Genomic DNA, 23,021 nt, shown 5'->3' with positions numbered 1-23,021 from the left:
GATCAAGTCGGGCGATGACAGCTGAGAACGTGGCGAGCACCGACGCGATGGCGCGCTGCGCTACACCTTCCCGTCCACCATTACCTCGATCAGCTTCGTTCCGGGGCGGTTGAACGCCGACGACAGCGTCGCCTTCAGCTCACGGGGATCACTCACCTTGATCGCCTCGCAGCCGAGCGCCTTCGCAATCCCTGCGAAATCCACCGGCGGATCGACGAAATCCATGCCGACGTAATTGTCGTCACCATGGAAAGCGAGCAGGCGCTGCTTGATGATGCGGTAGCCGCCATTGTTGGCAATGACGACGTTGAGCGGCAGCTTGTGATGTGCCGCCGTCCACAACGACTGGATCGAATACATCGCGCTGCCGTCGCCGGAGAAGCACACCACCGGGCGATCCGGATTGGCGATGCTGGCGCCGACGGAGGCCGGCAGGCCCCAGCCGATGCCGCCGGAGGCAAGCCCATGATAGCCGAAGCGGTCGCGGTGCGGACGCAACGCCGTGATCTGGCGGCTCGAGGTGAGCCCTTCGTCGACGAGGATCGCATGGTCGGGCATGGCCTCGACCATTTGCAGCACCAGGAAATCCGGATCGATCGGGCTGCGGCCGGCGCTCTTGCCGATCTGCTCGACCAGCGCGGCACGCCGCGCGGTCCAGTTCTTCGGCGCGAGCTCGGCAAGGCGCTGCTTTGCACGGCTTGCCAGCGCGGCGCCGCCCCTCTCCTTCAGCACCGGGATCAGCGCCCGCAGCGTTTCCTTCAGATCCGCTTTGAGCGCGATTTCAGCCCCGTAGTTCTTGGCGATCTCCCAATCGACGAGGCCGATCTGCACGATGCCGAGTCCATCAGGCAGCGCATCGACCTCGCTATAGACCGACATCCGCAGGGGATCGCCGCCGAGTGCGATCAGGAGGTCATACGGCGCAAGCGCGTCGCGCGCGACCTTCTGCACGCGCGCCAGCGCGCCGACGAAGCTCGGGCTTTCCGAGAGGAAATGCGAGCCGTAGGGCGTCGAGGATTGATAGGCGGCAGCACCAAGCAGCTCGGCGAGTTCGGCGGCCTCCTTCAGTGCATCGCTCTTGACCACCTCGTCCATGGTGACGATGACGGGACGTTCGGCCTTGAGCAGCCGCGCGGCAAACGCCTTCAGCGCCTCGTCCGACGGCTTTACGCGGGCGTCGATCCGGGTGGAGCGGCCGAGATCGATGCCGGCCTCGCTGTTGAGGATGTCGCCCGGCAGCGAGATGAACACCGGCCCGGTCGGTGGCGTCATCGCGACCTTGGCGGCGCGGCGGACGATGCGCGGCAGATCTTCCAGCCGCGTCACCTCGACCGCCCATTTCACCAGCGGCTCGGCCATCCGCACCAGCGGGCCATAAAGCACCGGCTCCATCAGGCCGTGGCCCTGCTCCTGCTGGCCGGCGGTCAGGATCATCGGCGTGCCCGTGAACTGGGCGTTGTAGAGCGAGCCCATCGCGTTGCCGAGCCCCGGCGCGACATGGACGTTGCAGGCGACGAGCTTGCCGGAGGCGCGGCTGTAGCCATCGGCGATCGCGACCACCAGGCTCTCCTGCATGGCCATCACATCTTGCGTCGGCGCGGGCAAGCTGGGAACATGCTCGGGCGTAAACCTGCACGGGGAGACGCGATGGCCTATGACGAGAACACCGCGGCGCGGGTGCGCAAATTGCTGGCGGGTCAGCGAGACGTCGCGGAAAAGAAGATGATGGGCGGCCTCTGCTTCATGGTGAACAACACCATGTGCTGCACCGTCAGCGGGCGCGGCGGCATGCTGATCCGTGTCGGCCCGGACGCGCATGCCCGCATGCTGCAGGAGCCGCACACCAGCCCGATGGAAATGCGCGGGCGCATCATGACCGGCTTTGTGCGCGTCGCGCCGGACGGCTATCAGAGCGATGCCGATCTGAAAAAATGGGTCAAGCGCGGGCTCGACTTCGTGGCGGCGAATGCGGCGGGACGCAAAGCGGCGCCGCGGAAGGCTGTTGCGGCGAAGACCAACGTCGCCGCCAAGGCTAAAGCACCTCCTCGCGGCCGAGCTCGAAAGGGTCTTCGCCGCTAGCGCGCTTCTTCTTTTTCGAGCGCTGCCAGACCACGCCCGGAAAGCCCTTCAGCGGCACCAGCGGCTCGCCGGTATAGGCCCATTCCTGAAGCTCTTCGATCGCGATGTGATAGAGCGGCTGGCGGCCGGTGCGCTCGTTGAATAGTGCGCGGGGGATGTTGACCATGTGCGGTCCGCGCGGCCGCTCGTACGCGATCGGCGTGCCGCAATGGGCGCAGAAGCTGCGCGCGGTCTTGGTGGCCTTGTCCTCGTAGCGGGCGAGCACGGTTTTCCCCGAGGTGATGCGAAAGCGCTTCTTCCAGCTTCCGACATAGGTCGCATAGGCCGCGCCGTGGGCACGGCGGCTAGCGGCCGAATGATCATGCCAGGCCCAACGCGCGGGGACGTCGATCTCGAAGGTGACCTTGCCGCAGAGGCATTGGCCGGTGGCGGTTCCTGCGGCGACTGCGGCTTTGGCCATGGTAGGTCCTTCCGTCGTCATTGCGAGCGCAGCGAAGCAATCCAGACTGCCTCTGCGGAAAGACTCTGGATTGCTTCGCTACGCTCGCAATGACGGAGTTTGTGGGCTCGTCGGAGCTACGAATATAGACCTTTAGCCCGGATGGAGCGAAGCGCAATCCGGGGAAGTCTATCGGCGAGGTGAGAAACCCGGATTTCGCTGCGCTCCATCCGGGCTACGAAGGTCTCTACGCCGTCGCGAGCTCGTCATACACCGGGTAATCCGTATACCCCTTCTCCTCGCCGCCGTAGAACGTCGCGCGATTATACGGCGTGATCGGATAGTCGTGCCGAAGGCGGCGCGGCAGATCGGGGTTGGAGATGAAGATGCGGCCGAAGGCGATGATGTCGGCGTGGCCGTCGGCGATCGCCGCATTTGCGGTCTCGCCGGTGAAGCCGCCGGCGGTCATCAGCACGCCGCTGTAGAGCGGGCGGAACAGTACCATCGCCGACGGCACGTTCTCCCAGTGGACGTCGGCACGGCCGGCGCCGCTGGAGCGCGGCTCGATGAAGTGAAGATAGGCAAGGCCGAGCTTGTCGATCGCTTTCACGACGTGCGTGTAAAGCGGCATCGGATCGGGCTCACCGGAATCATTGGCGATGCCGTGGGGCGACAGCCGCACGCCGACGCGGTTCGCGCCCCAGACGTCGATGGCGGCCTGCGTGACTTCGAGCAGAAGCCGCGCGCGGTTCTCGATTCCGCCGCCATATTGGTCGGTGCGCTGGTTGCTGCGCGACTGCAGGAACTGCTCGAGCAGATAGCCGTTGGCGCCGTGGATCTCGACGCCGTCGAAGCCGGCTGCGAGCGCGTTCTTGGCGCCCTGCCGGAAGGCCTCGACGATGCCCTTGACCTCGTCGGTCTCCAGCGCGCGCGGGGTCTCGTAATCAGAAATCTTGCCGTCGGCGGTCATCGCCTTCATGCCTTCGGCCTTGATCGCAATCGCCGAAGCCGAGACCGGCGGCTCACCGCCGTGGAAGGACGAATGCGAGACGCGGCCGACATGCCAGAGCTGAAGAAAGATGATGCCGCCCTTGGCGTGCACGGCATCCGTCACCTTGCGCCAGCCGGCGATCTGCGCCTCCGAATAGATGCCGGGCGTCGCGGGGTTGCCGCGGCCATGCGAGAGCACGGGGGACGCTTCAGCGATGATCAAGCCGCCTTGCGTGGCGCGCTGACCGTAATATTCGGCGTTGAGCGGCCGCGGCGAAAAACTCTCGCGCTCGGCGCGCATGCGCGTCAGCGGCGCCAACGCGACGCGATGCGCGAGCTTGTACGGACCGACCTGCAACGGTTTGAACAACGCCTCGAATTTCATGTGGGCCTCAGACGGCTATGGAAGGATGCGGATCATATAGCGAGGGGCGGCCCCTGGAAAAGGCGCCGCCCCATTAAAAGCAGATATTCCCTCTCGCGGAACGCCGGAGAGAGCAGGCCCTACGCCGTCTTGATCCAGACGGCCTTCACGTTGAGATATTCCTCGACGTGCTGCTTGCCGGACTCGCGGCCATAGCCGCTCATCTTGTAGCCGCCGAAGGGCACGGCCGGGTCCATCGCCTGGTAGCAGTTCACCCACACCGAGCCGGCGCGCAGGCTCTTCGCGACCGCATGCGCCTTGGTGACGTCGCGCGTCCACAGGCCCGAGCCGAGGCCGAAGGTGGTGTTGTTGGCGCGCTTGACCAGCTCGTCCATGTCCTTGAACGCGATCGCGGAGATGACGGGACCAAAAATCTCCTCCTGCGCGATGCGCATGTTGTCCTGCACGCCCGCGAACACGGTCGGCGAGACGAAGAAGCCCTTCGACAGCGCGCCTTCGGTGACACGGCCACCGCCGGCGAGCGCACGCGCGCCTTCCTTCTGGCCGATGTCGAGATAGCCGGTGACGCGCTTGAGTTGCTCCTCGGACACGAGCGGGCCGATCTGCACATTGGGATCAAGGCCGTTGCCGACCTGCAGCTTCTTGCCGAACTCGGCGACGCGGCCGACGAACTCTTCGTAGACCGACTGCTCGACGAACAGGCGCGTGCCGGCGCTGCAGATCTGGCCGGAATTGGCGAACACCGCCATCGCGGCGCCGGGGACGGCGGCATCGAGATCTGCATCGGCAAACACGATGTCCGGCGACTTGCCGCCGAGCTCGAGCGAGACACGCTTGAGGTTGCCGGCCGAGGCGCGGATGATCGACTGACCCGTGACGTGCGAGCCGGTGAAGGCGACCTTGTCGACGTCGTGATGCGAGGCGAGCGCAGCGCCCGCGGTCTCGCCATAACCGGGCACGACGTTGATGACGCCGGGCGGTACACCCGCCTCCATCGCCAGCTCGGCGATGCGCAGCGAGGTGAGCGGCGCCTCTTCGGCAGGCTTCAGCACCACGGTGCAGCCGGTCGCGATGGCCGGACCGATCTTCCAGATCGTCGCGGTGAGCGGGCCGTTCCAGGGAATGATGGCGCCGACGACGCCGATCGGTTCCTTCAGCGTGTAGGAGAAGATTTCGCCGGGCAGCGAGTTCTCAATGGTCTCGCCGTGGATCGCGGTGGTCTGGCCGGCGTAATAGCGCAGCATGCCGACGGCGCGCAGGCGATAGGCGCGGGTGCGGCTGAGCGGCGCGCCCATGTCGAGCGTGTCGAGCTGCGACAATTCGTCGAAATTCTTCTCGACGAGGTCGGCGAGCTTGAGCAGCAGGTTCTGCCGCTCGAACGGTTTTACTTTGCTCCAGGGGCCTTCGAAGGCGCGGCGGGCGGCGGCGACCGCACGGTCGATGTCTTCCTTGTCGCCCTCGGCGACCGTCGCCAGCAATTCGCCGGTGGCGGGGTTGTGGGTCTCGAAGCGCTTGCCTGAGGCAGCATCGACCCACTTCCCGTCGATCAGCATCTGCTTGTAGGACCCGTTGGCGAACGGATGGCGCGTGATCGGAATAGCCTGCGACACAGCCATGGCTGCACTCCCTGTCAAATGATTGATTGGTTCGATCTGGGCGGGATCGTTAAGTCGAATAGAATACAGCGCCGCCGGAAAGGCGTAAAGGCGGCGTGGAACGAAGACCTCCCATGCCGACTTGTGCAGGGTCGCGCGAGTGCCATGTTATAGCTCGACCGAGCCCTTCCCCGGAGACCAACCATGCCACATTCCGCCATCGTCAAAGACAATGTCGCCGTGATCACGGGCGGCGCATCCGGCATCGGATTGGCTGCCGCGCTGGCCTTCGCGCGCGCCGGCTTGAAGGTGTGCATCGCAGATGTGGATCAGGCGCGGCTGGCGGAAGCTGCAACAAAACTGTCATCCGTCACGCCTGCCACACATGTGATGACGTTCGCGGTCGATGTCAGCAAGGCCGAGAGCGTGACGGAACTGGAACGCGCCGTGCGCGAGCGCTTCGGCGGCACCGACATCCTCATGAACAATGCCGGCATCCAGCCCGGCAGCACGCTGTTCGGCGAGCCCGACAACTGGCAGCGGATCATCGGCGTCAACATGTGGGGCATCATCAACGGCTCGCGCATCTTCGCACCCGGCATGATCGCGCGCGGCAATGCTGGGCTGATCATCAAAACCGGCTCGAAGCAGGGCATCACCACGCCGCCCGGCGATCCCGCCTACAACGTCTCCAAGGCCGGCGTGAAGGCGTTTACGGAAGCGCTCCAGCACGAGCTGCGCAACACGAAGGACTGCCGCATCACCGCGCATCTGCTGATCCCCGGCTTCGTCTTCACCGGCCTGACCGCAAAGGGCCGCATCGAAAAGCCGGCCGGGGCCTGGACGGCTGAGCAGACCGTGGATTTCATGCTGGCGCGGCTGGAGGCCGGCGACTTCTACATCCTCTGCCCGGACAACGACGTGCCGCGCGCGCTCGACGAGAAGCGGATGCTGTGGGCCGCCGGAGACATCGTCGAGAACCGCCCGCCGCTGTCGCGCTGGCACCCGGACTATACGGACGCGTTCGCGAAGTTCGTGAAGGGGGAGTGACTATCAGACCCTCATGGTGAGGAGCGCGGAACGCGCGTCTCGAACCATGAAGGCCCCGCTGCGACAGCTCGGCCTCTATCCTTCGAGACGCCCGCTTTCAGCGGGCTCCTCAGGATGAGGAGCTAGAGCCTCGCGGCGCGGCAATACCGCGCAAGCGCCCTACAGCGTCTCCTGCTGATGCCCGCAATTCTTGCACGCGAACTTGACCCGGCTCTGGCCTTTTTCAGCCTGCACCCGGTTCGGCGCGCCGCACTTGCCGCAGACGGCCTCGATGCGGGTCGAGCCCTGCTTGACGACGATGGTCTTCTTTTCCATCGATTCGCGGATCAGGCGCTCGGCCTCCTCACGCAGGGATTGTTTCGACAAAGCTCATCTCCGCCTCTGGAAAGCGCGAGAGCCATAACGCACCTGCGTTGGAATCTCAATCGGCAATGCCGGCTCAGACCTCGACAATCACATAGCTGTCTTCGACATGCACCGGAAACGTCTCGGCGACATACGGGCCCTTCTGCAACTCTTCGCCACGTTCCACCGCGACTGGATAGGACCGGATCTTGACCCGTTTCGGATCGAACCAGGACTGGCCGTTGCGCATGTCGAATTCCCAGCCGTGCCAGGGACAGCGCAGCATTTCGCCGACGCGCGAGCGCTCATAGATTCCGGGCTCGGGCGAGGTCAGCCGCGCTACGCAGGCCGCCTTCTCCAGCGGCGCGCCCTCGTGCGGGCAGCGGTTCAACAGCGCGAAGAACTCGCCGTTGACGTGGAACACGACGATGTCGCGGCCCGCGATATCGACGACCTTGTTGCCGCCGGGCGGGATCTCCGAGGTGCGCGCGACGATGTGACGGGCCATAACCCTTCGGAACCTCTTTGCTCAGAACTTGTAGACCGCGCGGGCATTGGTGCTGAAGATCTTCTTGCGCTCGGCGTCCGTCAGCGGCGTTTTGAAGGCGAAGCGCGGATCGTCGAAATCCCAGTGCGGATAGTCCGACGAGAACAGCAGCCTGTCGATGCCGACCCATTCGATCAGCGACCGCAGATGCCGCGCCTCGTCGGGCTCGTCGATCGGCTGCGTCGTGAACCAGAAATGCTCGCGCACATATTCGGACGGCTTGCGCTTGAGATGCGGCACCTCGCTGCGGAAGCGCTCGAAATGCTGGTCCATCCGCCACACCGCCGAGGGGATCCAGCCGAAGCCGCCCTCGATGAAGACGATCTTCAGCTTCGGAAAGCGCTCCGGCACGCCTTCGATGACGAGGCTCGCAAGCTGCGCCGCGATCGTGTGCGCGTTGGACTGATGCTCCTCGACATAATAAGACGGCCAGCCGCCACCGGTCGGCGCATGGCCGCCATAGCCGCCAACATGGATGCCGAGCGGCAGGTCCAGCGCCTCGGCGCGCTCGTAGATCGGCCAGTAGCGACGGCGGCCGAGCGGCTCGTTGGCGCGCGGCGAGACGTTGATCTGGATGTATTCGCCGATTTTGGCGCAGCGCTCGATCTCGGCGATGGCGAGATCCACGCCGTCCTGCCCGACCAGGATCGACGCCTTCAGGCGCGGATCGCGATGCGACCAGAACGCCAGTTGCCAATCGTTGATGGCGCGCTGGATCGCGGCGCCGAATTCCAGGTTCTGCTGCGAGAAGATGAAGAGATCGAGCACCTGCAGAATCCCGAACTCGACGTCGAACGGGTCGAGATGCTGCTTCTGCATGAAAGCGAGATCGGAGCCGGGCGGCCCGCCGGTCGGCGGCCAGGCATCGCGGCGCGCGATCAGTGGCGAGGAACGCGGATAGGGCGTGGTGAAGAGATAGGGCGTGCGCAAATGGCTGCCATATTCCTTCAGATGCTGCTGCCAGCGTTTCGGCAGGAACTCGTTGAGATCGTCGGTCGAGCGCAGGCTCGGGTGCACGTCGCAATCGACGATGCGCAGCCGCGAGGCGGCGGGCTTTTCTTCGTCGAGCAGCGGGCGGTCGATGACGTCACTCATGCGATCCTCCAAACTTTTTGTTTGCGCATGATCTTATCGGAAAACCGGTACCCACTTTTCCGGATCATGCGTCAATTCAGCGACAACCGCGGAAACGTCTCCAGCGGATTGTCGACGCACATCTTCGCGATGATGCTCTTCGGCAGGTTCGGCGGGATCGGATCGTCGCCGTCGAACTGCCAGTGCGGATAGTCGGACGCGAACAGAAACATCTTTGCCGAGCCGATCTGGTCGATGATCTCCTCGACGCTTCTTGCATCAGTCGGCGCGTCGAAGGGCTGCATGGTGACGCGGAAATTATCGCGGATGATCGCGGCCGGCTCGCGTTCGACCCAGGGAACCTCGACGCGGACGCCGCGCCAGGTCTTGTTGGCGCGCCACATGAAGGCCGGCAGCCAGCTCACGCCGGATTCCATCAGCACGACCTTCAGGTTGGGAAACTTGCCGAAAACGCCTTCATAAATGAGGCTCAGGATCTGCGCCTGAAACGCCTGCGCCTCGACGAAGTAATATTCGTAGCGGTGCGACGGCCAGCCGGCGGAGCTCGGCGCCTGGCGATATTGCGTGCCGGCGTGGATCGCCAGCGGCAGCTTGTACTTCTCGGCGAGCCGGTACACCGGCCAGTAATGCCGCCGGCCCAGCAGCGTCTCGCCCTGCGCCAGGACCAGGATAGAGACGAAACGGTTGTCGCCGGCGCGGCGCTCGATCTCCTCGATCGCCAAATCAGGGTCCTGCATCGGCACCACGATGGAAACCCGCAGGCGAGGATCGCGCGACAGCCATTCGGCGGCGATCCAGTCGTTGATCGCCTTGCAGAAGTCTGCCGCCATATAGGCGTCGAACACGGCCTGCGCGCCATAGAGCACGTTGAGGATCGCGTGGCTGGCGCCCAATTGATCAAAGGCGCCCTTCTGCACCATGGCGAGGTCGGAGCCGGGCTTGGCGCCATTGGCCGGCCGCCAGTCGGCACGGCCGGTCAGCGGCATGCTCGGCGGATAGGAGGTGAGATCGAGCCCGTCGATGGCACGGCTCACGACCTGCTCTTTCCAGTGATCGCTGAGATAGGGAAGCAGCGTCGTGCGCGTGCCACCAACGGCCGGGTGGATATCGCAGTCGATCCGCGTCACCGCCATGAAGCTTCCTCGCCGGGATCTTGTAAGCACATCTTGTTGGCGGCGTTCTTGTGCGCCGCTTGCGCAGAGTGCCCCTGCCCGCGCTGGCGCGCAAGGTCGCCCGCCCGCGCGATCCGTCATGGCTCGGTTGCATTTCGCAGGCGCGATACGAAGCTCCGCGATCGCCGCACGGGGCGACCGCTCGAGGATGGATGGTCTCACGGCGCGAGCGGTGGATGCGACGGCATCCTCCGCTCCATATTGCAGGTAGCTTTGCGCTTATATGCGCTCTCGCCTCAAGCCGCCTTGGACACTTCCATCAGCAGGCGCTCGGCCTTTGCATCCTCGATCCGGTTCACCAGCCGGCTGCTCTCGTGATTGTCGCGCACTGTCTTGGTCAGGGTGATGCAGGTCTGGATCAGCATCACGATGCCCATCGTGAGATAGCCCTTCATCCAGAGATCGATCGGCAGGAAGAAGATGCCGATGGCGACGAGGAACGCGGAGGCTGCGAAGGACGCGTAAGTGAAGGTCACCCAGGCGCTGCTGTGGGGCTGGCCGTTCTGGTTCATGATGGTCTCCTGTCGGTTCGAATGATGATGGGGTTTGGGGTCAGGCAGTCGGCATGCGCTTGGACTTCAACCGCGCCAGCACGTCGTCCGCGGTCGTCTTGAGCCGGGGGCCAAAGCCCTGCTCGGCGAGTCTTTCCGCAGTGGCGAGCGGACCGCTGGCCGTATCGAGCTCGACCAGCGCGTCGTCAGCGGCCTGGGCTTCCATTTGCCGGTCGCGCAGGCGCCTCAAGGTGCTCTCCGCTTCCGGCAGCGTGGATTCGTAAGGGCGTGCCGCCTCGATGCCGCTGCGGCGAAGCGAGCGCACCGCTTCCGAGGCGCGGGCGACGCGGCGGCCGCGATCGAGCTCGGTGATGCGGGCCTGCGCGCTCGCGACATGGCGCTTCAGCCTGATGATCTCGGTCGCGAACAATGCGCGTGCGGTCATCGCCGCATCGCGATCGGCCTCCAGGCCCGCGATGGCTTCGGCGGCATCCTTGGCGAGGTCCTCGCGGCCACCGTCGAGCGCCGCAACCGCGCGGGTCTCGAGGTCGGCGATGCGGGCGACGGTCGCCTCGAGCTTGCGGCCTTCCTGCTGGTCCTGGGCGATCGCCAGCGCCAGCGTCCGCTTGCTGCGCTCGACGGCGGCGGCCGCGTCGCGCATCTGCTGGTCGAGGATCAGGAGGGCCGTACGGTCTTCCAGTTCCTCGCCCGCGGCCGCCACGCTGCCGCGGAAAAGTGTCACTACGGTCTTGAACATTTGCTGCTCCCTGTTATGAGCGTTGCTCACAGATGGTTTGTAGCAGAGACCTTGAACATCGTTCAATAAATATTTGAGCATCGCTCAAGAATTTGATTAATAAATGACTAAAGCCTTGGAACGTCGAGAGAAACTGCGGGCCGACCTGATCCAGGCGGCCGAGCGGATGATCGCTGAGCGAGGGTTGGCGGGTCTCAAAACCCGCGATCTCGCCCGCGAGATCGGCTGCGCCAATGGCGCGGTCTACAATCTCGTCGCCGATGTCGACGAGCTGGTCCTGCGCGTCGGCTCGCGCACGCTGCTCCGGCTCGACAAGGTGCTCAGCGCGGCGGTGAGCGCGGGCAATCCGTCGCCGCAGGAGACGCTGGTCCGCATCGCGATCGCCTATTGCGATTTCGCCGCAGAAAATCTCGAGCTCTGGCGCGCAATGTTCGAGCATCGCATGGAGCCCGGCAAGGAAGTCCCCGACTGGTCCGTCGACGACCAGTTGCAGCTGTTCCGCCACATCTACGCGCCACTGGCAGCGTTGTTTCCGGACAGAGGGACCGAGGAGCTCGGCATCACCGCACGCAGCCTGTTCTCGGCCGTGCATGGCATGGTGGCGCTGGGGCTCGAGCAGAGGCTGGTCGCCGTGCCGCTGCCGGCGCTGCGGAAGGAAATCGCGGGCCTGGTGCGGGCGATGATCGACGGCTTGATCGCGCGGGCGGCGTAGAAGCCGAGAGAGCGCAGCGAAACCGGCGGCGACGCCTGACTAAAATTTCGCCTGTCGCATCGCTGGCAGCACGCTTAGCTTTCGCCGCGTCTCGTCCTCTCTCCGGAGTCTCCCATGCCCCTCCTCATCCGCGGCGGCACCGTCGTCAATCATGATCATTCGCGCCGTGCGGACGTGCTGATCGACGGCGAGACCATCGTCGCGATCGGAACATCGCTCGATGCACCGACGGGCGCGGAGATCGTCGATGCCGGCGGCGCCTATGTCATCCCGGGCGGGATCGATCCGCACACCCATCTCGAAATGCCGTTCATGGGCACGGTGACTGCCGACGATTTCGAATCCGGAACGAAGGCGGCGCTGACCGGCGGCACCACCATGGTGGTGGATTTCTGCCTGCCCGATCCCGGCCAGTCGATGCTCGCGGCCTATCAGGAGTGGCGGCACAAATCCGAGAAGGCGGCGACCGACTACGGCTTCCACATGGCGGTGACGTCGTGGTCGAAGCAGATCTATGACGAGATGGAGACCGTGGTCAAAACCTACGGCATCAACACCTTCAAGCATTTCATGGCCTACAAGGGCGCGCTGATGGTGAACGATGACGAGCTCTACAACTCGTTCGCGCGCTGCGCCCATCTCGGCGCCATGCCTGTGGTCCATGCGGAAAACGGCGACGTCGTCGCCTTGATGCAGGAAGCGCTGATCGCGCGCGGCGTCGCCGGCCCCGAAGGCCACGCCTACTCACGGCCGCCGGAGGTCGAGGGCGAAGCCACCAACCGCGCCATCATGATCGCCGACATGACGGGCACGCCCGTCTACATCGTCCACACGAGTTGCCGCGAAGCGCATGAGGCGATCGCCCGCGCGCGGGCTGCGGGGAAACGTGTCTACGGCGAGCCGCTGATCCAGCATCTGCTGCTGGATGTCGGCGAGTACCAGAACAGGGACTGGGATCATTCCGCGCAACGCGTGATGTCGCCGCCGTTTCGCGACAGATCGCATCAGGATAGTCTTTGGGCCGGCCTGCAATCAGGCTCGCTCCAGGTGGTCGCCACCGACCATTGCGCCTTCACCACGGAGCAGAAGCGGTTCGGGCTCGGCGATTTCAGGAAGATCCCGAACGGCACCGGCGGCCTCGAAGATCGGCTCGCACTTCTTTGGACCGCAGGCGTCGCCACGGGACGGCTCACGAAGGAAGAATTCGTCGCGGTGACCTCGGCGAACATCGCGCGCATCCTCAACATCTACCCGCGCAAGGGCGCGGTCGCCGTCGGTTCGGATGCCGATGTCGTGGTGTGGGACCCCAGGGCGAGCAAGACCATCAGCGCGAAGCGGCAGATGAGCCGGATCGATTACAACGTGTTCGAAGGCTTCGCCTGCACCGGCGGACCGGCCGCGACGCTCTCGCGTGGCCGCGTCGTCTGGAAGGCTGGCGATCTGCGCGCCGAGGCCGGCGACGGCCACTACATCGAACGTCCGGCGTTCTCGCCGGTGCACGTCGCCAACTCGACGTGGAAGCAACTGACCGCCCCGCGTGCGGTCGCACGCGGAGCGGTGACGCCGTAGGGTTACCTCAAACCTGCGTAATACCGCCATCGGCCGCGAGATCGATGCCCGTGCTGTAGCTGCTGTCGTCCGACGCCAGAAATAAAATGGCGGAGGCCATTTCCTCCGGGCGACCAATCCGACCGAGCGGGGTAATCGAAGCGAAGATCGCGCGGGCACCTTCGGCCTCCTCAGAGGTCTTGAACTGGCCGTCGATGATCGGCGTATCGATGGCGCCCGGTGACAACGTGTTCACGCGGATGCCGCGATCCTTCAGCTCCATCGCCCAGGTCCGCGAGAACGAGCGCAGCGCGGCCTTGGTGGCGGCGTAGGTGCCGTGCTCGGGAAGGCCTTTCAGGTGCAGGCCAGACGACACCAGCACGATCGAGCCACCTTTGCGCATCAGCGGCAGCGCCTTCTGTACCGTGAAATAGGCACCACGCGCATTGATACCGAATGTCGTGTCGAAATGCGCCGGAGTGACGTCCACCGTGAGCTTGCGCTCGACGAACGCGGCACTGGCGACGATGATATCGAGCGCACCCTTTTCATCCTTCACCCGGGCGTAGAGCCGGTCGAGATCGTCGAGATTGGCGACGTCGGCCTGGATCGCGGAGACATTGCGCCCGATCTCGGCCTTGGCCTTGTCGAGCTCGCCCTGACGCCGTCCAACGATGAAAACATAAGCGCCTTCGGTCACAAAGGTCTTCGCCGCAGCGAGACCGATACCACTGGAGCCGCCGGTGATGACGGCAATCTTTCCTTCGAGCTTTGACATGACACAGTCCTTTGGTTTGGGCGTGCGCGGGCGTTCGGCACGCGCACGCCGTTGACCATTTGAGGAAGAGAGAGTGACCGGCCCGTGAGCCGGCCGGTTCTTGATCAGGCCGCCTTGCCGGCCCGCAACCGGTCGAGCACCGGCAGCAATTCGGATGGATCGGGGCGTTGCGTGTAGTCCGGGTTCACCTCCGCATAGGCGATGATGCCGTCGCGGCCGATGACGTAGCGCGCGGGCATCGGCAGCACCCAGGCCGGATTGTCGTTGAACGTCGGCAGGTCGTTCTTGAAGGACTTGTAGAGCGAGACGAGATCGGCCGGCAGCGCGAAGCGGATGCCGAAGGCGTCGGCGAGGCCGCTCGCGACGTCGCTCAGGATCGGGAACGACAGCTTGTTCTCGCGCTCCGACTTGCGGCTGTTCGGCGCTGTCTGCGGCGAGATCGCAACAAGGCTCGCACCACGCGCGGCGATCTCCGGCAGCGCTTCCTGGAGCGCCTGGAGCTCGAGGTTACAATACGGACACCAGACGCCGCGATAGAACGACACGACCAGCGGACCCTTCGCGAGCAGGTCGCGCGACGCGACCTGCTTGCCGTCGGGATCCCTGAGGACGAATTCCGGCGCTGCGTCGCCGGCCTTCTTGGCGCGCTGCGCCTGGCCGCTCGCGATCAGTTCGGCGGTGGCGCGTTGCATGGTGTCGAGCGCCTCCTTGCTGGGCTTGAGCGGAAAGCGGCCGGCTTCGAAGTCGGCTTTGAAGGCATCGAGTTTGTCTTGAAGGGCCATGGGTAGCTCCATCTTTTGCTGTTGGCCCGTCCTATCTGGATCATTCGAAAATGAAGGGGTATACGGTCGATACGGAGAACATTTATCTGGATTTCAAATGAGTGACCGGCTCCAGGAATTGGCCGTCTTCGTCCGCGCGGCCGAGAGTGGCAGCTTTTCGAAGGCCGCACGCGAGCTCGGCCTGTCGCAACCCTCGGTGTCCCGCATCATCGGCGAGCTGGAGGCCCGGCTGGGCGTCAAGCTGCTGCTGCGAACCACGCGCCGCATCACCGTCACCGACGCCGGCGCGCTGTTCCTCACCCGCGCACGCGAAGTGCTGGCCGATATCGAGGACGCCGAGGACGCCGCGCGCGGCATCGACTCGCTGCGTGGCACGATCCGCATCACGATGCCCGTCATGTACGGCGCCCGGAACATCATCCCGCGCCTGCCGAAATTCCTGGCTGCGCATACGCTGCTGCGCGTCGAGCTATCCGTGGTCGACGAACGCCAGGACCTCGTCGCCGAGGGGACCGATGTCGCCATTCGGCTCGGCCTGCTCAACGACTCCGGCTTTGGCGCGCGAAGTCTCGGGATATTGCCGCGCCTCGTGGTGGCATCGCCGTCTTATCTTGCCATCTGTGGCACACCGAAAACGCCGGCGGACCTCGCGTCCCACGATTGCATTTTCGGACCAGGCCAGTCCGGCCGCACCAGTTGGTCGTTCACGCGGAACGGAACGGAGACATCGGTCGATGTCCGCGGCCGCATCACCACCGATTCCGGCCCCGGCGTATTCGCCTGTGTGCAGGCGGGGCTCGGCATCGCGATCACATCGCCAATCATGGCCGGACCCGAGATCGCCGCCGGCACGCTGGTCCCCCTGTTGAAGAGCTACAAGCTTTCGCCCATCGACGTCTACGCCGTCTTCCCGGGTGGCCGCCGCCCCTCGACCAAGGTGCGCGCTCTGGTGGACTATCTCGCGACCGACATGAAGCAGACGCCATGAGCGACGCGCCGGACCGTTCCGCGGGCACAGCGGGCTGCGACACCATGCGTCGCATTTACTGGCATGGCGCTTGCTTCCTTTGGTCGCAATTGGCTCAAGGAGGCATCGATGAATGCATCGTCTTTCGACATCAGCCGCCGCAATGTGTTGCTGGGAGGCCTTGGCGCAGCTGGATTGACCGCCATCGCACCTCGCTTCGCCACTGCCCAAGGGCGTAGCGAGACGCTGCTGGTGGTGCAGGAGCTCGGGCCGAACTCGCTCGACATGCAGGGCGTCGGCTCCAACCAGACCGTGAACGGCCTGTCCTGGAACTGTTACGACCGCCTGCTCACTTACGCCTCCAAGACGCTGCCCGACGGGACCGTGTCCTATGATCGCGAAAAGCTCGCGCCCGAACTCGCCGAGAGCTGGGAAGTCGCCGCCGACGGCATGTCCTGCACCTTCAAGCTTCGCAAGGACGCGAAATTCCACGACGGCACGCCTGTTACCGCCAAGGACGTCAAATGGTCGTTCGACCGCGCGGTGAGGGTCGGCGGCTTTCCGACCTTCCAGATGTCGGCGGGTTCGCTGGAGAAGCCCGAGCAGTTCGTGGTGGTCGACGATCACACCTTCCGCATCGACTATGTCCGCAAGGACAAGATGCTGCTGTTCAATGTCGCCGTCGTCGTGCCCTTCATCATCAATTCCGAGCTCGCGAAGAAGAACGCGACGGCGGAAGACCCATGGGCGCTCGCCTGGCTCAGGACCAACGAGGCCGGCGGCGGCGCCTACAGGATCGAAAGCTGGAAGCCCGGCAGCGAAACCGTGCTGGCGCGTTTCGATGATTGGAAAAGTGGTCCGCTACCGAAGATCAAGCGCGTGATCGCGCGCGACGTCCCCTCGGCCGGCACCCGCCGCGCGATGCTGGAGCGGGGCGATGCGGACATCTCAAGCGGCTTTGCGCCGCGTGATTTCGAGCAGATCATTCGGGAAAGCAAGGTCAAGGTATCAGGCGTGCCGATCCCGAACGCGCTCTGGTACGTCGCGCTGAACACGGCGAAGCCGCCGTTCGACAATGTGAAGCTGCGCCAAGCCGTCGCCTGGGCGATGCCGTATGAGCAAATCCAGAGCAGCGCGTTCTTTGGACGCGCGGTTCCGATGTACGGCGGAGCGGCGGACGTTTCAAAACCGGTGTGGCCGCAGCCCTCTCCCTATGTCACCGATCTCGACAAAGCCAAGCACTGATGAAGGAAGCAGGGTTCGAGTCCGGCCTGGAGACGACCTTGTCGCTCGACACGGGGACTGCGACCGTCGGCGAGCCCACCGCCATCCTGATCCAGGAGAGTCTGGCCAAGATCGGCATCAAGGCGTCGATCGAAAAAATCCCCGGCGCGAACTGGCGCACGACGCTGAACAAGAAGGAGCTGCCGCTCGCGCTCAACCGCTTCAGCGGTTGGCTCGATTATCCCGAGTACTATTTCTACTGGAATTTCCACGGCAACAATTCGATCTTCAACATCTCGTCATACCAGAACAAGGCGATGGACGCGCTGATCGACAAGGCGCGCTTCACGGCGGATGCGGCGGAATACGACCGGTGCGTGAAGGATTTCATCGCGCTCTGCATGCGCGACGTTCCCGTCGTTCCGCTCAACCAGCCAATCCACGACGTCGCCATGCAGAAGGCCATCACCGGCTACGAGTTCTGGTTTCACCGCGAACCCGACTACCGCCAGTTCGCGAAGGGCTGATGCCGGTCGACAACGCGGATGACGTCCGAGGCGGCTCGCGCCTGCTGGGTCGGGAAGCCCCGCGCCAACCGTGCCGCGCTCGTGCGCAGCATCGCGGCGTCGAGCTTGCCCTGCCGCGCCCCATCCAGCGCGCAGGCGAAGATCCGGTAGAATTGTGCGCCGTCGTAGGCAACCAGCAGCAGATCGACGCCGGCGTTGATCGCCTCGACCACGGCTTTGCAGACGTCGTGCTGGTAGATCGCACCCATCACGAGGTCGTCGGTCATCACCATGCCCTGGTAACCCCACTTGTCGCGGATGATCCCTTCGACGACGCGTTTCGAATGCGAGGCCGCACGATCGGGATCGACGGTCGTGAGCGTCACATGCCCAACCATGAGCGCGCTGCGCGAATGCGACAGCACCTCGCGGAACGGCAGCCAGTCGGTTGCCTCCAATTCCCTAACCGGCGTATCGAGATTGGCGCTGAAATGATGCGTGTCGGTGCGGACGCGGCCGATGCCGGGAAAATGCTTCAGCGTAGCACCGACGCCTGACTCTTCCAGCCTGCGCACATAGGCGCTCGCGATCGTGCTGACGACGGCAGGGTCGGTCGCAATCGCGCGCTGGCCGATCAGTGTATGGAAGTCGAGGCGATTGCGCCGGACCGGCGGCTTGAGGTCGAGCACCGGCGCGAGGTTGAGGTTGACGCCGAGCCCGGCGAGCTCGCGGCCGTGGATGCGGCCGAACTCTTCGGCCCTGGCCTGCTGGTCGTCGGGAGCGAGCCCGCTGAGCGTCGCCAGCGCCGGTACCTTCGTCAGCGGCGGCGCGAGATGTCCGACGATGCCGCCCTCCTGGTCTGCCGCAACGACCAGCGGCGGCAGGCCGGCGACGCGCCGCTTGTCCTGGAGCGCCGCAATCTCGGTGCGCAACGTCTCGACGGTCCGGCCGCGGATGTTGCGCCGGGTCACGTAGACGCCGCCGATCAAGCCCTGCTCGGCAAGGCGCGCAACCTCGGGAAAGGAGGAATAGCCCACCATGAAGTGAGGCCCGAGCTGACGCGCCTCGGTGGCGCTCGCGGCAAGCACGTGGTGCTTGCGCAGCTCGAACTTCAGATGCGCCGCGGACATCAGGACCGGCGGCAGGCACCAGAGCACGACGAGCAGCTTGCCCGCGACGGTACGCCAACGCCCTCTGCGTAGCAGCAGGATGACGATCGCGAGGCTTGCGACGACAAGCGCGAGGTTTCCCGCGCCGCGCAGTGGGACCAGATAGGGATCGTTCTTGTTGGCGGCCGCGAATGCGACGAGCGGCGCGGCCAGCCAGAGCAGGATGAGACCAATACGACCGAAGAATTGCATGATGCGTCACACGCTATGAGTGGCGAATGCTTCGCACCTATCAAAGCGAATCACGCTGTGCGAGCGGCAAACGCGCCCCTGCACGAAAACTGCAAAAGACTCCTGAAACCGTGCAGACGATGGTCCCGCCTTCTGCACAAGCGCCGTTCAGACTTCGTGATGCCACCCATCACGAAAGGTCATTTGGACATGACGAGCCTGGCTTCGACGATAGCAGCGGAAATCCAGCCGATCAGACATTCCTCGATCCCGGCCAAGGTCGGCCTCGCGCTGGTGCTGGCCGCGCTCGCCGACTGGCTGTTCTACGGCCAGCGGATCGGGCTGTCGCTGACGCTCTTTGCGATCGCGACGGCCTGCGTGTCGGTGCTCTTCAATCATGCGGCCCTGGATCTGCGGCGCGCCATGATCGGCGGGGCCATACTCGTCGCCGGCCTCGTTCCGGCCGTCGAGGAGCTGAACATGCTGTCCTTCCTGATCCTCACCATGGCGCTGACCATTGCGCTTCTGATCGCGACCAATCCTGAAACGACCGGGTTCGCTGAGCGTGCCCGCGCGCTGCGCAACTTTGTCCTGTTCGGGCCCTTCAGGTTCTTCCTCGAGGCGCTCCAGATCTTCAACATGTCGGCGTTCACCCGCGGCATTGCACTCTGGCTGATGCCTGCCGCGCTCAGCACCGTCTTCGTCGCACTGTTCGCTGCGGCCAATCCGGTGATCGAGCAGTGGGTGTCGCTGCTCAATCCAAAGCTCATCCTCGAATATATCAGCATCCCACGCCTGCTGTTCTGGGCCATGATGCTGGCGCTGGTTTGGCCGTTCATTCATGTGCGCTGGCGGCGCCAGACGATTGTCACCACCGCCGTTGCCGATGGCCCTGTGCCGCCCCCGCTCCCGCCCTTGGTCTCGGCCGAATTTCTGAACCCCTCCACCATTCTGCGCTCGCTGATCCTGTTCAACCTGCTGTTCGCCGCGCAATCCATCCTCGACGGCATCTATCTCTGGGGCCATGTGGCGCTGCCCGACAATTTGACCTATGCGGCCTACGCCCATCGCGGCGCCTATCCGCTGATAGCGACCGCGTTGCTCGCCGCCGCCTTCGTGCTGGTGGCGATGCGCCCGGGCGGGGCGGCCGAGAAATCGAAAGTGATCCGGCCGCTGGTCTATCTCTGGGTCGGGCAGAACGTGCTGCTCGTCGCCTCCTCCATCCTCCGCCTCGACCTCTATGTCGACATTTACATGCTGACCTATTGGCGGATCGCGGCCTTCATCTGGATGGGGCTGGTGGCGCTCGGATTGGTCCTGATCGTGGCGCGCATCGCGCTCAACCGGTCCAACCAATGGCTCGTCGGTGCCAATCTGATCGCGCTGACGGTCGTGCTCTATAGCTGCTCGCTCGTGAACTTCGATGCGTTCATTGCCGACTACAATGTCGTCCACAGCCGGGAAGCATCGGGCAAGGGCGTGCAGATCGACATCAACTATCTCCTGACGCTCGGGCCGCAGGCGCTGCCCGCCATCGACAAGGCGCTTCTGCTCCGGCCCGGCGCCCCCGAGAGCTGCCTTGTGTCGCGCCGCGACCGCCTTGTAGAACAGCAGCGCCAGGATCTGGCCTGGCGGAGCTGGGGCTTTCGGAGCTGGCGGCTCCAGCGCAGGCTGGACGCGCCGGCGAAGGATCAGCAGGCAGGCTGAGGAAGCGGAGAGGTTCTTGGCGCATCGCATTCTCATCGTCGACGACGAGGGCCACATCCGCGAGGTCATCCGCGTCGCCCTGAAGAAGGCCGGCATGGACGTGGTCGAGGCGCGCGACGGCAAGGAGGCACTCGCCCGCTTTGCCGCCGACAGGCCCGACCTGATCGTGCTCGACATCGGAATGCCCGAATTCGACGGGCTCGATGTCTGCCGCGAGGTGCGCAAGACCTCCGACGTGCCGATCCTGTTCCTGTCGGCGCGCGACGAGGAGATCGACCGCATCCTTGGCCTCGAGATCGGCGGCGACGATTACGTGACCAAGCCGTTCAGCCCGCGCGAGCTGGTGGCGCGGGTCAACGTCATCCTGCGCCGCCTCAGCCCGCGCAATGGCGAGGCCAAGGCGGGGCCGGCCGCACTGTCGCAAGGCGGCCTCCTGATCGATCCCGAGCAGCATGTCGCGACCTTTGCCGGCACGCCGCTGAAACTGACCGCCATCGAGTTCGGCATCTTGCGCGCCTTCCTGACCCGGCCGACCTCGGTGTTCAACCGCGAGCAGCTGATGCGCGCGGCCTATCAGCTCAACATCCAGGTCTCCGACCGCACCATCGACAGCCACATCCGCAACATCCGCGCCAAGCTCGCGGCGCACGATTGCGAGAACGTGATCGAGACCATCCACGGCGTCGGATTCAAGCTCGGCCGCTGCGAGAAAGAGGCATGAGCGCGGCGCCCGACAAATGGCGGCCGTCGCTCACCCTCGTGATTTTCACGGTGCTGGCGACCGTCGGCGTGCTGCCGCTGGTCGGCTTGTTCTTCTTCCGCCTCTACGACAACCAGCTGATCCGCCAGACCCAGGCCGAGCTGATTGCGCAGAGCCGCGTGCTGGCGACGATCTATGCGCAGGAGGTCACGGCGCGGCTCGACAGCGGCCTGACGCTCGGCGCCGAGGTGCCGCCCAACGTGCTGCCCGACCCCGGCGACCAGGTCACCCCGATCCGTCCCGCGCTCGACCTCACCGCCAACGATCTCTTGCGGCGGCGGCCCGATGCGCAAGCTGCTCCGCAGCCGGCGCAGCCAGCCTATGTCGAGATCGGCGCAAGACTGACGCCGATCATCCGCGAGACCCAGAAGGTGACGCTGGCGGGCTTTCGCATCCTCGATCCGCAGGGCGTGGTGATCGCCGGGCGCTACGAGGTCGGGCAATCGCTCGCCCATATCGAGGAGGTCGCGGACGCGCTGCACGGGCAGTACCGCGCCACGCTGCGCAACCGCGTCCCGGATCGGCCGCCGCCCCCAATCTATTCGTTCAGCCGCGGCCTCGGCGTGCACGTGTTCTCGGCAATGCCCGTCATCGTCAACAACCGCGTCGCCGGGGTGATCTACACCACGCGGACGCCGAGCAACATCTTTGACCATCTCTACCAGGAGCGGGCCAAGTTCGTGCTGGCGGGGCTCGCCGTGATCCTGGGCACCATCGCGATCGGCCTCGTATTCTCGCGCACCATCACGCTGCCGATGCGCGAGTTGATCGACCGCGCCGCGCGGATCGGCCGCGGCGACGGCGAGGCGTTTCGGCCGCTCCGGCATTACGGAACCCGGGAGTTCGCCCAGCTCTCGCACAGCTTTCTCGGCATGGCCGAGCAGTTGGCGCGGCGCTCCGACTATATCGCGACGTTCTCGGCCCACCTCACTCACGAGCTGAAATCGCCGCTGACCTCGATCAAGGGCGCGGCCGAGCTGTTGCAGGATTCGTTTCAAGGAAAGCCGGAAGGCCTGACGCCGGCCGAGCAGAAGACGTTCATCGCCAACATCCTGTCGGACACGCAGCGGCTGGAGGCGATGGCGCAGCGGCTGCGCGAGCTCGCCCGCGCCGAGAGCCTGCCGCAGAACGAGCGCACTGAGCTTGCGCCCGTGATCGCCGACCTCCGGAGCCGGTTTCCAGCCAGCTCAATCGAGGCCAGCGGCCGCCTCGACCGGACGATCGGCATGTCCGGCGAGAAGGCGCTGATCGTGCTGTCGCATCTCGCCGACAACGCGATGCGGCACAGGGCGAGGACCATCAGGCTGGAGGCGGTGGACGAGCGGACGACCCTGCTTGTGACGGTCAGCAATGACGGCGAGCCGATTTCGGCGCCGAACCGCGACAGGATCTTTGATGCGTTCTTCACGACCCGCCGCGACCAGGGTGGCACCGGGATGGGGCTGGCGATCGCGCGCGCGGTGATGGCGAGCCATGGCGGCTCGATCAAGCTGAAGCCGACCGACGAGGGCGCGGCCTTCGAGCTCCAGTTTCCGATCGCCTAGATCGCGAACACCCAGGCGGCGACGATGGTGCCGATGGTGACCAGACCGGCGATGGTCCAGCCGGCGGCATATTCCAGCTCAGGATGACCAGTCGCCCGCATGATCTCTGCCGGATCGGCGGTATGCTTCTCTGCCATGACAGCCTCGCACGTTTTTTTCCGTGTCCTATGTAAGTCGCTTCAGCCGCCAATAGGTTCCATCACGGAAA

The 23,021-nt window shown here is 64.9% G+C and carries 21 protein-coding genes and 2 pseudogenes; 9 read left to right on the top strand and 14 right to left on the bottom strand.

All coding sequences use genetic code 11. The features are described 5' to 3' along the window. Positions 1 to 60: 60 nt before the first annotated feature. Positions 61 to 1,584: pseudogene (locus J4G43_RS07865) on the bottom strand (thiamine pyrophosphate-binding protein); the annotation flags it as partial. A 63-nt stretch (positions 1,585 to 1,647) separates the two neighbouring features. On the opposite strand from J4G43_RS07865, the gene J4G43_RS07860 reads away from it, so the two are divergent. Next, complete coding sequence (locus J4G43_RS07860; RefSeq protein ID WP_225004725.1) at positions 1,648 to 2,079, top strand: TfoX/Sxy family protein; 432 nt, start codon at positions 1,648 to 1,650, stop codon at positions 2,077 to 2,079. On the opposite strand, the gene J4G43_RS07855 is transcribed toward J4G43_RS07860, so the two are convergent. The 3 genes from J4G43_RS07855 to J4G43_RS07845 form a co-directional block, all read right to left on the bottom strand. Continuing rightward, a complete protein-coding gene (locus J4G43_RS07855) occupies positions 2,033 to 2,539 on the bottom strand; it encodes a GFA family protein (RefSeq protein ID WP_208084437.1) in 507 nt (168 codons plus the stop codon). The genes J4G43_RS07860 and J4G43_RS07855 overlap by 47 nt on opposite strands. A 226-nt stretch (positions 2,540 to 2,765) precedes the next feature. Beyond that, positions 2,766 to 3,893, bottom strand: a complete 1,128-nt coding sequence (locus tag J4G43_RS07850) for an alkene reductase (RefSeq protein WP_208084436.1) — start codon at positions 3,891 to 3,893, stop codon at positions 2,766 to 2,768. 119 nt (positions 3,894 to 4,012) lie between these two features. Further along, positions 4,013 to 5,509, bottom strand: coding sequence for an aldehyde dehydrogenase family protein (locus tag J4G43_RS07845; protein WP_208084435.1), 1,497 nt, complete (start codon positions 5,507 to 5,509; stop codon positions 4,013 to 4,015). 183 nt (positions 5,510 to 5,692) lie between these two features. Here J4G43_RS07845 and J4G43_RS07840 point away from each other — a divergent pair, with 183 nt between their 5' ends. Further along, positions 5,693 to 6,538 carry an SDR family NAD(P)-dependent oxidoreductase gene (locus tag J4G43_RS07840; RefSeq protein WP_208084434.1) on the top strand — a complete coding sequence of 282 codons (846 nt, stop codon included), beginning with the start codon at positions 5,693 to 5,695 and terminating at the stop codon, positions 6,536 to 6,538. Positions 6,539 to 6,697: 159 nt separating this feature from the next. On the opposite strand, the gene J4G43_RS07835 is transcribed toward J4G43_RS07840, so the two are convergent. From J4G43_RS07835 to J4G43_RS07810, 6 genes are all read right to left on the bottom strand, one after another. Then, positions 6,698 to 6,904 carry a hypothetical protein gene (locus tag J4G43_RS07835; protein WP_014491844.1) on the bottom strand — a complete coding sequence of 69 codons (207 nt, stop codon included), beginning with the start codon at positions 6,902 to 6,904 and terminating at the stop codon, positions 6,698 to 6,700. Between the two features lie 73 nt (positions 6,905 to 6,977). Next, positions 6,978 to 7,391 carry a Rieske (2Fe-2S) protein gene (locus tag J4G43_RS07830; protein ID WP_014491843.1) on the bottom strand — a complete coding sequence of 138 codons (414 nt, stop codon included), beginning with the start codon at positions 7,389 to 7,391 and terminating at the stop codon, positions 6,978 to 6,980. 21 nt (positions 7,392 to 7,412) lie between these two features. After that, positions 7,413 to 8,525 carry an amidohydrolase family protein gene (locus J4G43_RS07825; RefSeq protein ID WP_208084433.1) on the bottom strand — a complete coding sequence of 371 codons (1,113 nt, stop codon included), beginning with the start codon at positions 8,523 to 8,525 and terminating at the stop codon, positions 7,413 to 7,415. A gap of 71 nt (positions 8,526 to 8,596) precedes the next feature. Further along, positions 8,597 to 9,658: an amidohydrolase family protein gene (locus J4G43_RS07820; RefSeq protein ID WP_208084432.1), complete on the bottom strand. Its 1,062-nt coding sequence runs from the start codon at positions 9,656 to 9,658 to the stop codon at positions 8,597 to 8,599. Positions 9,659 to 9,933: 275 nt separating this feature from the next. Beyond that, positions 9,934 to 10,209 (bottom strand): YiaA/YiaB family inner membrane protein, encoded by a 276-nt coding sequence (locus J4G43_RS07815; protein ID WP_014491840.1) that lies wholly within the window; start codon positions 10,207 to 10,209, stop codon positions 9,934 to 9,936. 40 nt (positions 10,210 to 10,249) lie between these two features. After that, complete coding sequence (locus J4G43_RS07810; RefSeq protein ID WP_208084431.1) at positions 10,250 to 10,945, bottom strand: PspA/IM30 family protein; 696 nt, start codon at positions 10,943 to 10,945, stop codon at positions 10,250 to 10,252. Between the two features lie 103 nt (positions 10,946 to 11,048). On the opposite strand from J4G43_RS07810, the gene J4G43_RS07805 reads away from it, so the two are divergent. Beyond that, the gene (locus J4G43_RS07805; RefSeq protein WP_028157857.1) at positions 11,049 to 11,657 is read left to right on the top strand and encodes a TetR/AcrR family transcriptional regulator; all 609 of its coding nucleotides are present in this window, start codon (positions 11,049 to 11,051) and stop codon (positions 11,655 to 11,657) included. Positions 11,658 to 11,771: 114 nt separating this feature from the next. After that, a complete protein-coding gene (gene hydA / locus J4G43_RS07800; RefSeq protein WP_208084430.1) occupies positions 11,772 to 13,226 on the top strand; it encodes a dihydropyrimidinase in 1,455 nt (484 codons plus the stop codon). Between the two features lie 7 nt (positions 13,227 to 13,233). Here the strand turns inward: hydA and J4G43_RS07795 are convergent, their stop codons facing one another. Further along, positions 13,234 to 13,983 (bottom strand): SDR family NAD(P)-dependent oxidoreductase, encoded by a 750-nt coding sequence (locus J4G43_RS07795; RefSeq protein WP_208084429.1) that lies wholly within the window; start codon positions 13,981 to 13,983, stop codon positions 13,234 to 13,236. Between the two features lie 104 nt (positions 13,984 to 14,087). Beyond that, entirely contained in the window at positions 14,088 to 14,765 is a 678-nt protein-coding gene (locus J4G43_RS07790) for a peroxiredoxin-like family protein (RefSeq protein WP_208084428.1), read from the bottom strand. A 97-nt stretch (positions 14,766 to 14,862) separates the two neighbouring features. Here J4G43_RS07790 and J4G43_RS07785 point away from each other — a divergent pair, with 97 nt between their 5' ends. Both J4G43_RS07785 and J4G43_RS07780 read left to right on the top strand, forming a co-directional pair. After that, on the top strand, positions 14,863 to 15,753 hold the full coding sequence (locus tag J4G43_RS07785; RefSeq protein WP_208084427.1) for a LysR family transcriptional regulator: 891 nt from the start codon (positions 14,863 to 14,865) through the stop codon (positions 15,751 to 15,753). Positions 15,754 to 15,861: 108 nt separating this feature from the next. Continuing rightward, a pseudogene (locus tag J4G43_RS07780) lies at positions 15,862 to 17,483 on the top strand (ABC transporter substrate-binding protein). Here the strand turns inward: J4G43_RS07780 and J4G43_RS07775 are convergent. After that, a complete protein-coding gene (locus J4G43_RS07775) occupies positions 17,459 to 18,823 on the bottom strand; it encodes a glycoside hydrolase family 3 N-terminal domain-containing protein (RefSeq protein WP_208084426.1) in 1,365 nt (454 codons plus the stop codon). The pseudogene J4G43_RS07780 and the gene J4G43_RS07775 overlap by 25 nt on opposite strands. A 189-nt stretch (positions 18,824 to 19,012) precedes the next feature. Between J4G43_RS07775 and J4G43_RS07770 the strand changes: the two genes are divergently transcribed. Genes J4G43_RS07770 through J4G43_RS07760 form a run of 3 tightly spaced genes read left to right on the top strand, consistent with a single transcriptional unit; the run spans position 19,013 to position 22,813 of the window. Beyond that, on the top strand, positions 19,013 to 20,509 hold the full coding sequence (locus J4G43_RS07770) for a DUF4153 domain-containing protein (protein WP_208084425.1): 1,497 nt from the start codon (positions 19,013 to 19,015) through the stop codon (positions 20,507 to 20,509). Between the two features lie 16 nt (positions 20,510 to 20,525). Beyond that, positions 20,526 to 21,230, top strand: coding sequence for a response regulator (locus J4G43_RS07765; RefSeq protein ID WP_208084424.1), 705 nt, complete (start codon positions 20,526 to 20,528; stop codon positions 21,228 to 21,230). After that, positions 21,227 to 22,813, top strand: coding sequence for an ATP-binding protein (locus J4G43_RS07760; protein WP_208084423.1), 1,587 nt, complete (start codon positions 21,227 to 21,229; stop codon positions 22,811 to 22,813). Before J4G43_RS07765 ends, J4G43_RS07760 begins: the two co-directional genes overlap by 4 nt. Here the strand turns inward: J4G43_RS07760 and J4G43_RS07755 are convergent. After that, positions 22,810 to 22,950, bottom strand: a complete 141-nt coding sequence (locus tag J4G43_RS07755; protein WP_007597071.1) for a hypothetical protein — start codon at positions 22,948 to 22,950, stop codon at positions 22,810 to 22,812. The two genes, J4G43_RS07760 and J4G43_RS07755, sit on opposite strands and share 4 nt — an antisense overlap. Between the last annotated feature and the right edge of the window lie 71 nt (positions 22,951 to 23,021).

The organism is Bradyrhizobium barranii subsp. barranii (genome assembly GCF_017565645.3).
GTDB lineage: Bacteria > Pseudomonadota > Alphaproteobacteria > Rhizobiales > Xanthobacteraceae > Bradyrhizobium > Bradyrhizobium barranii.
This window is presented reverse-complemented; position numbering and strand designations above follow the sequence as displayed.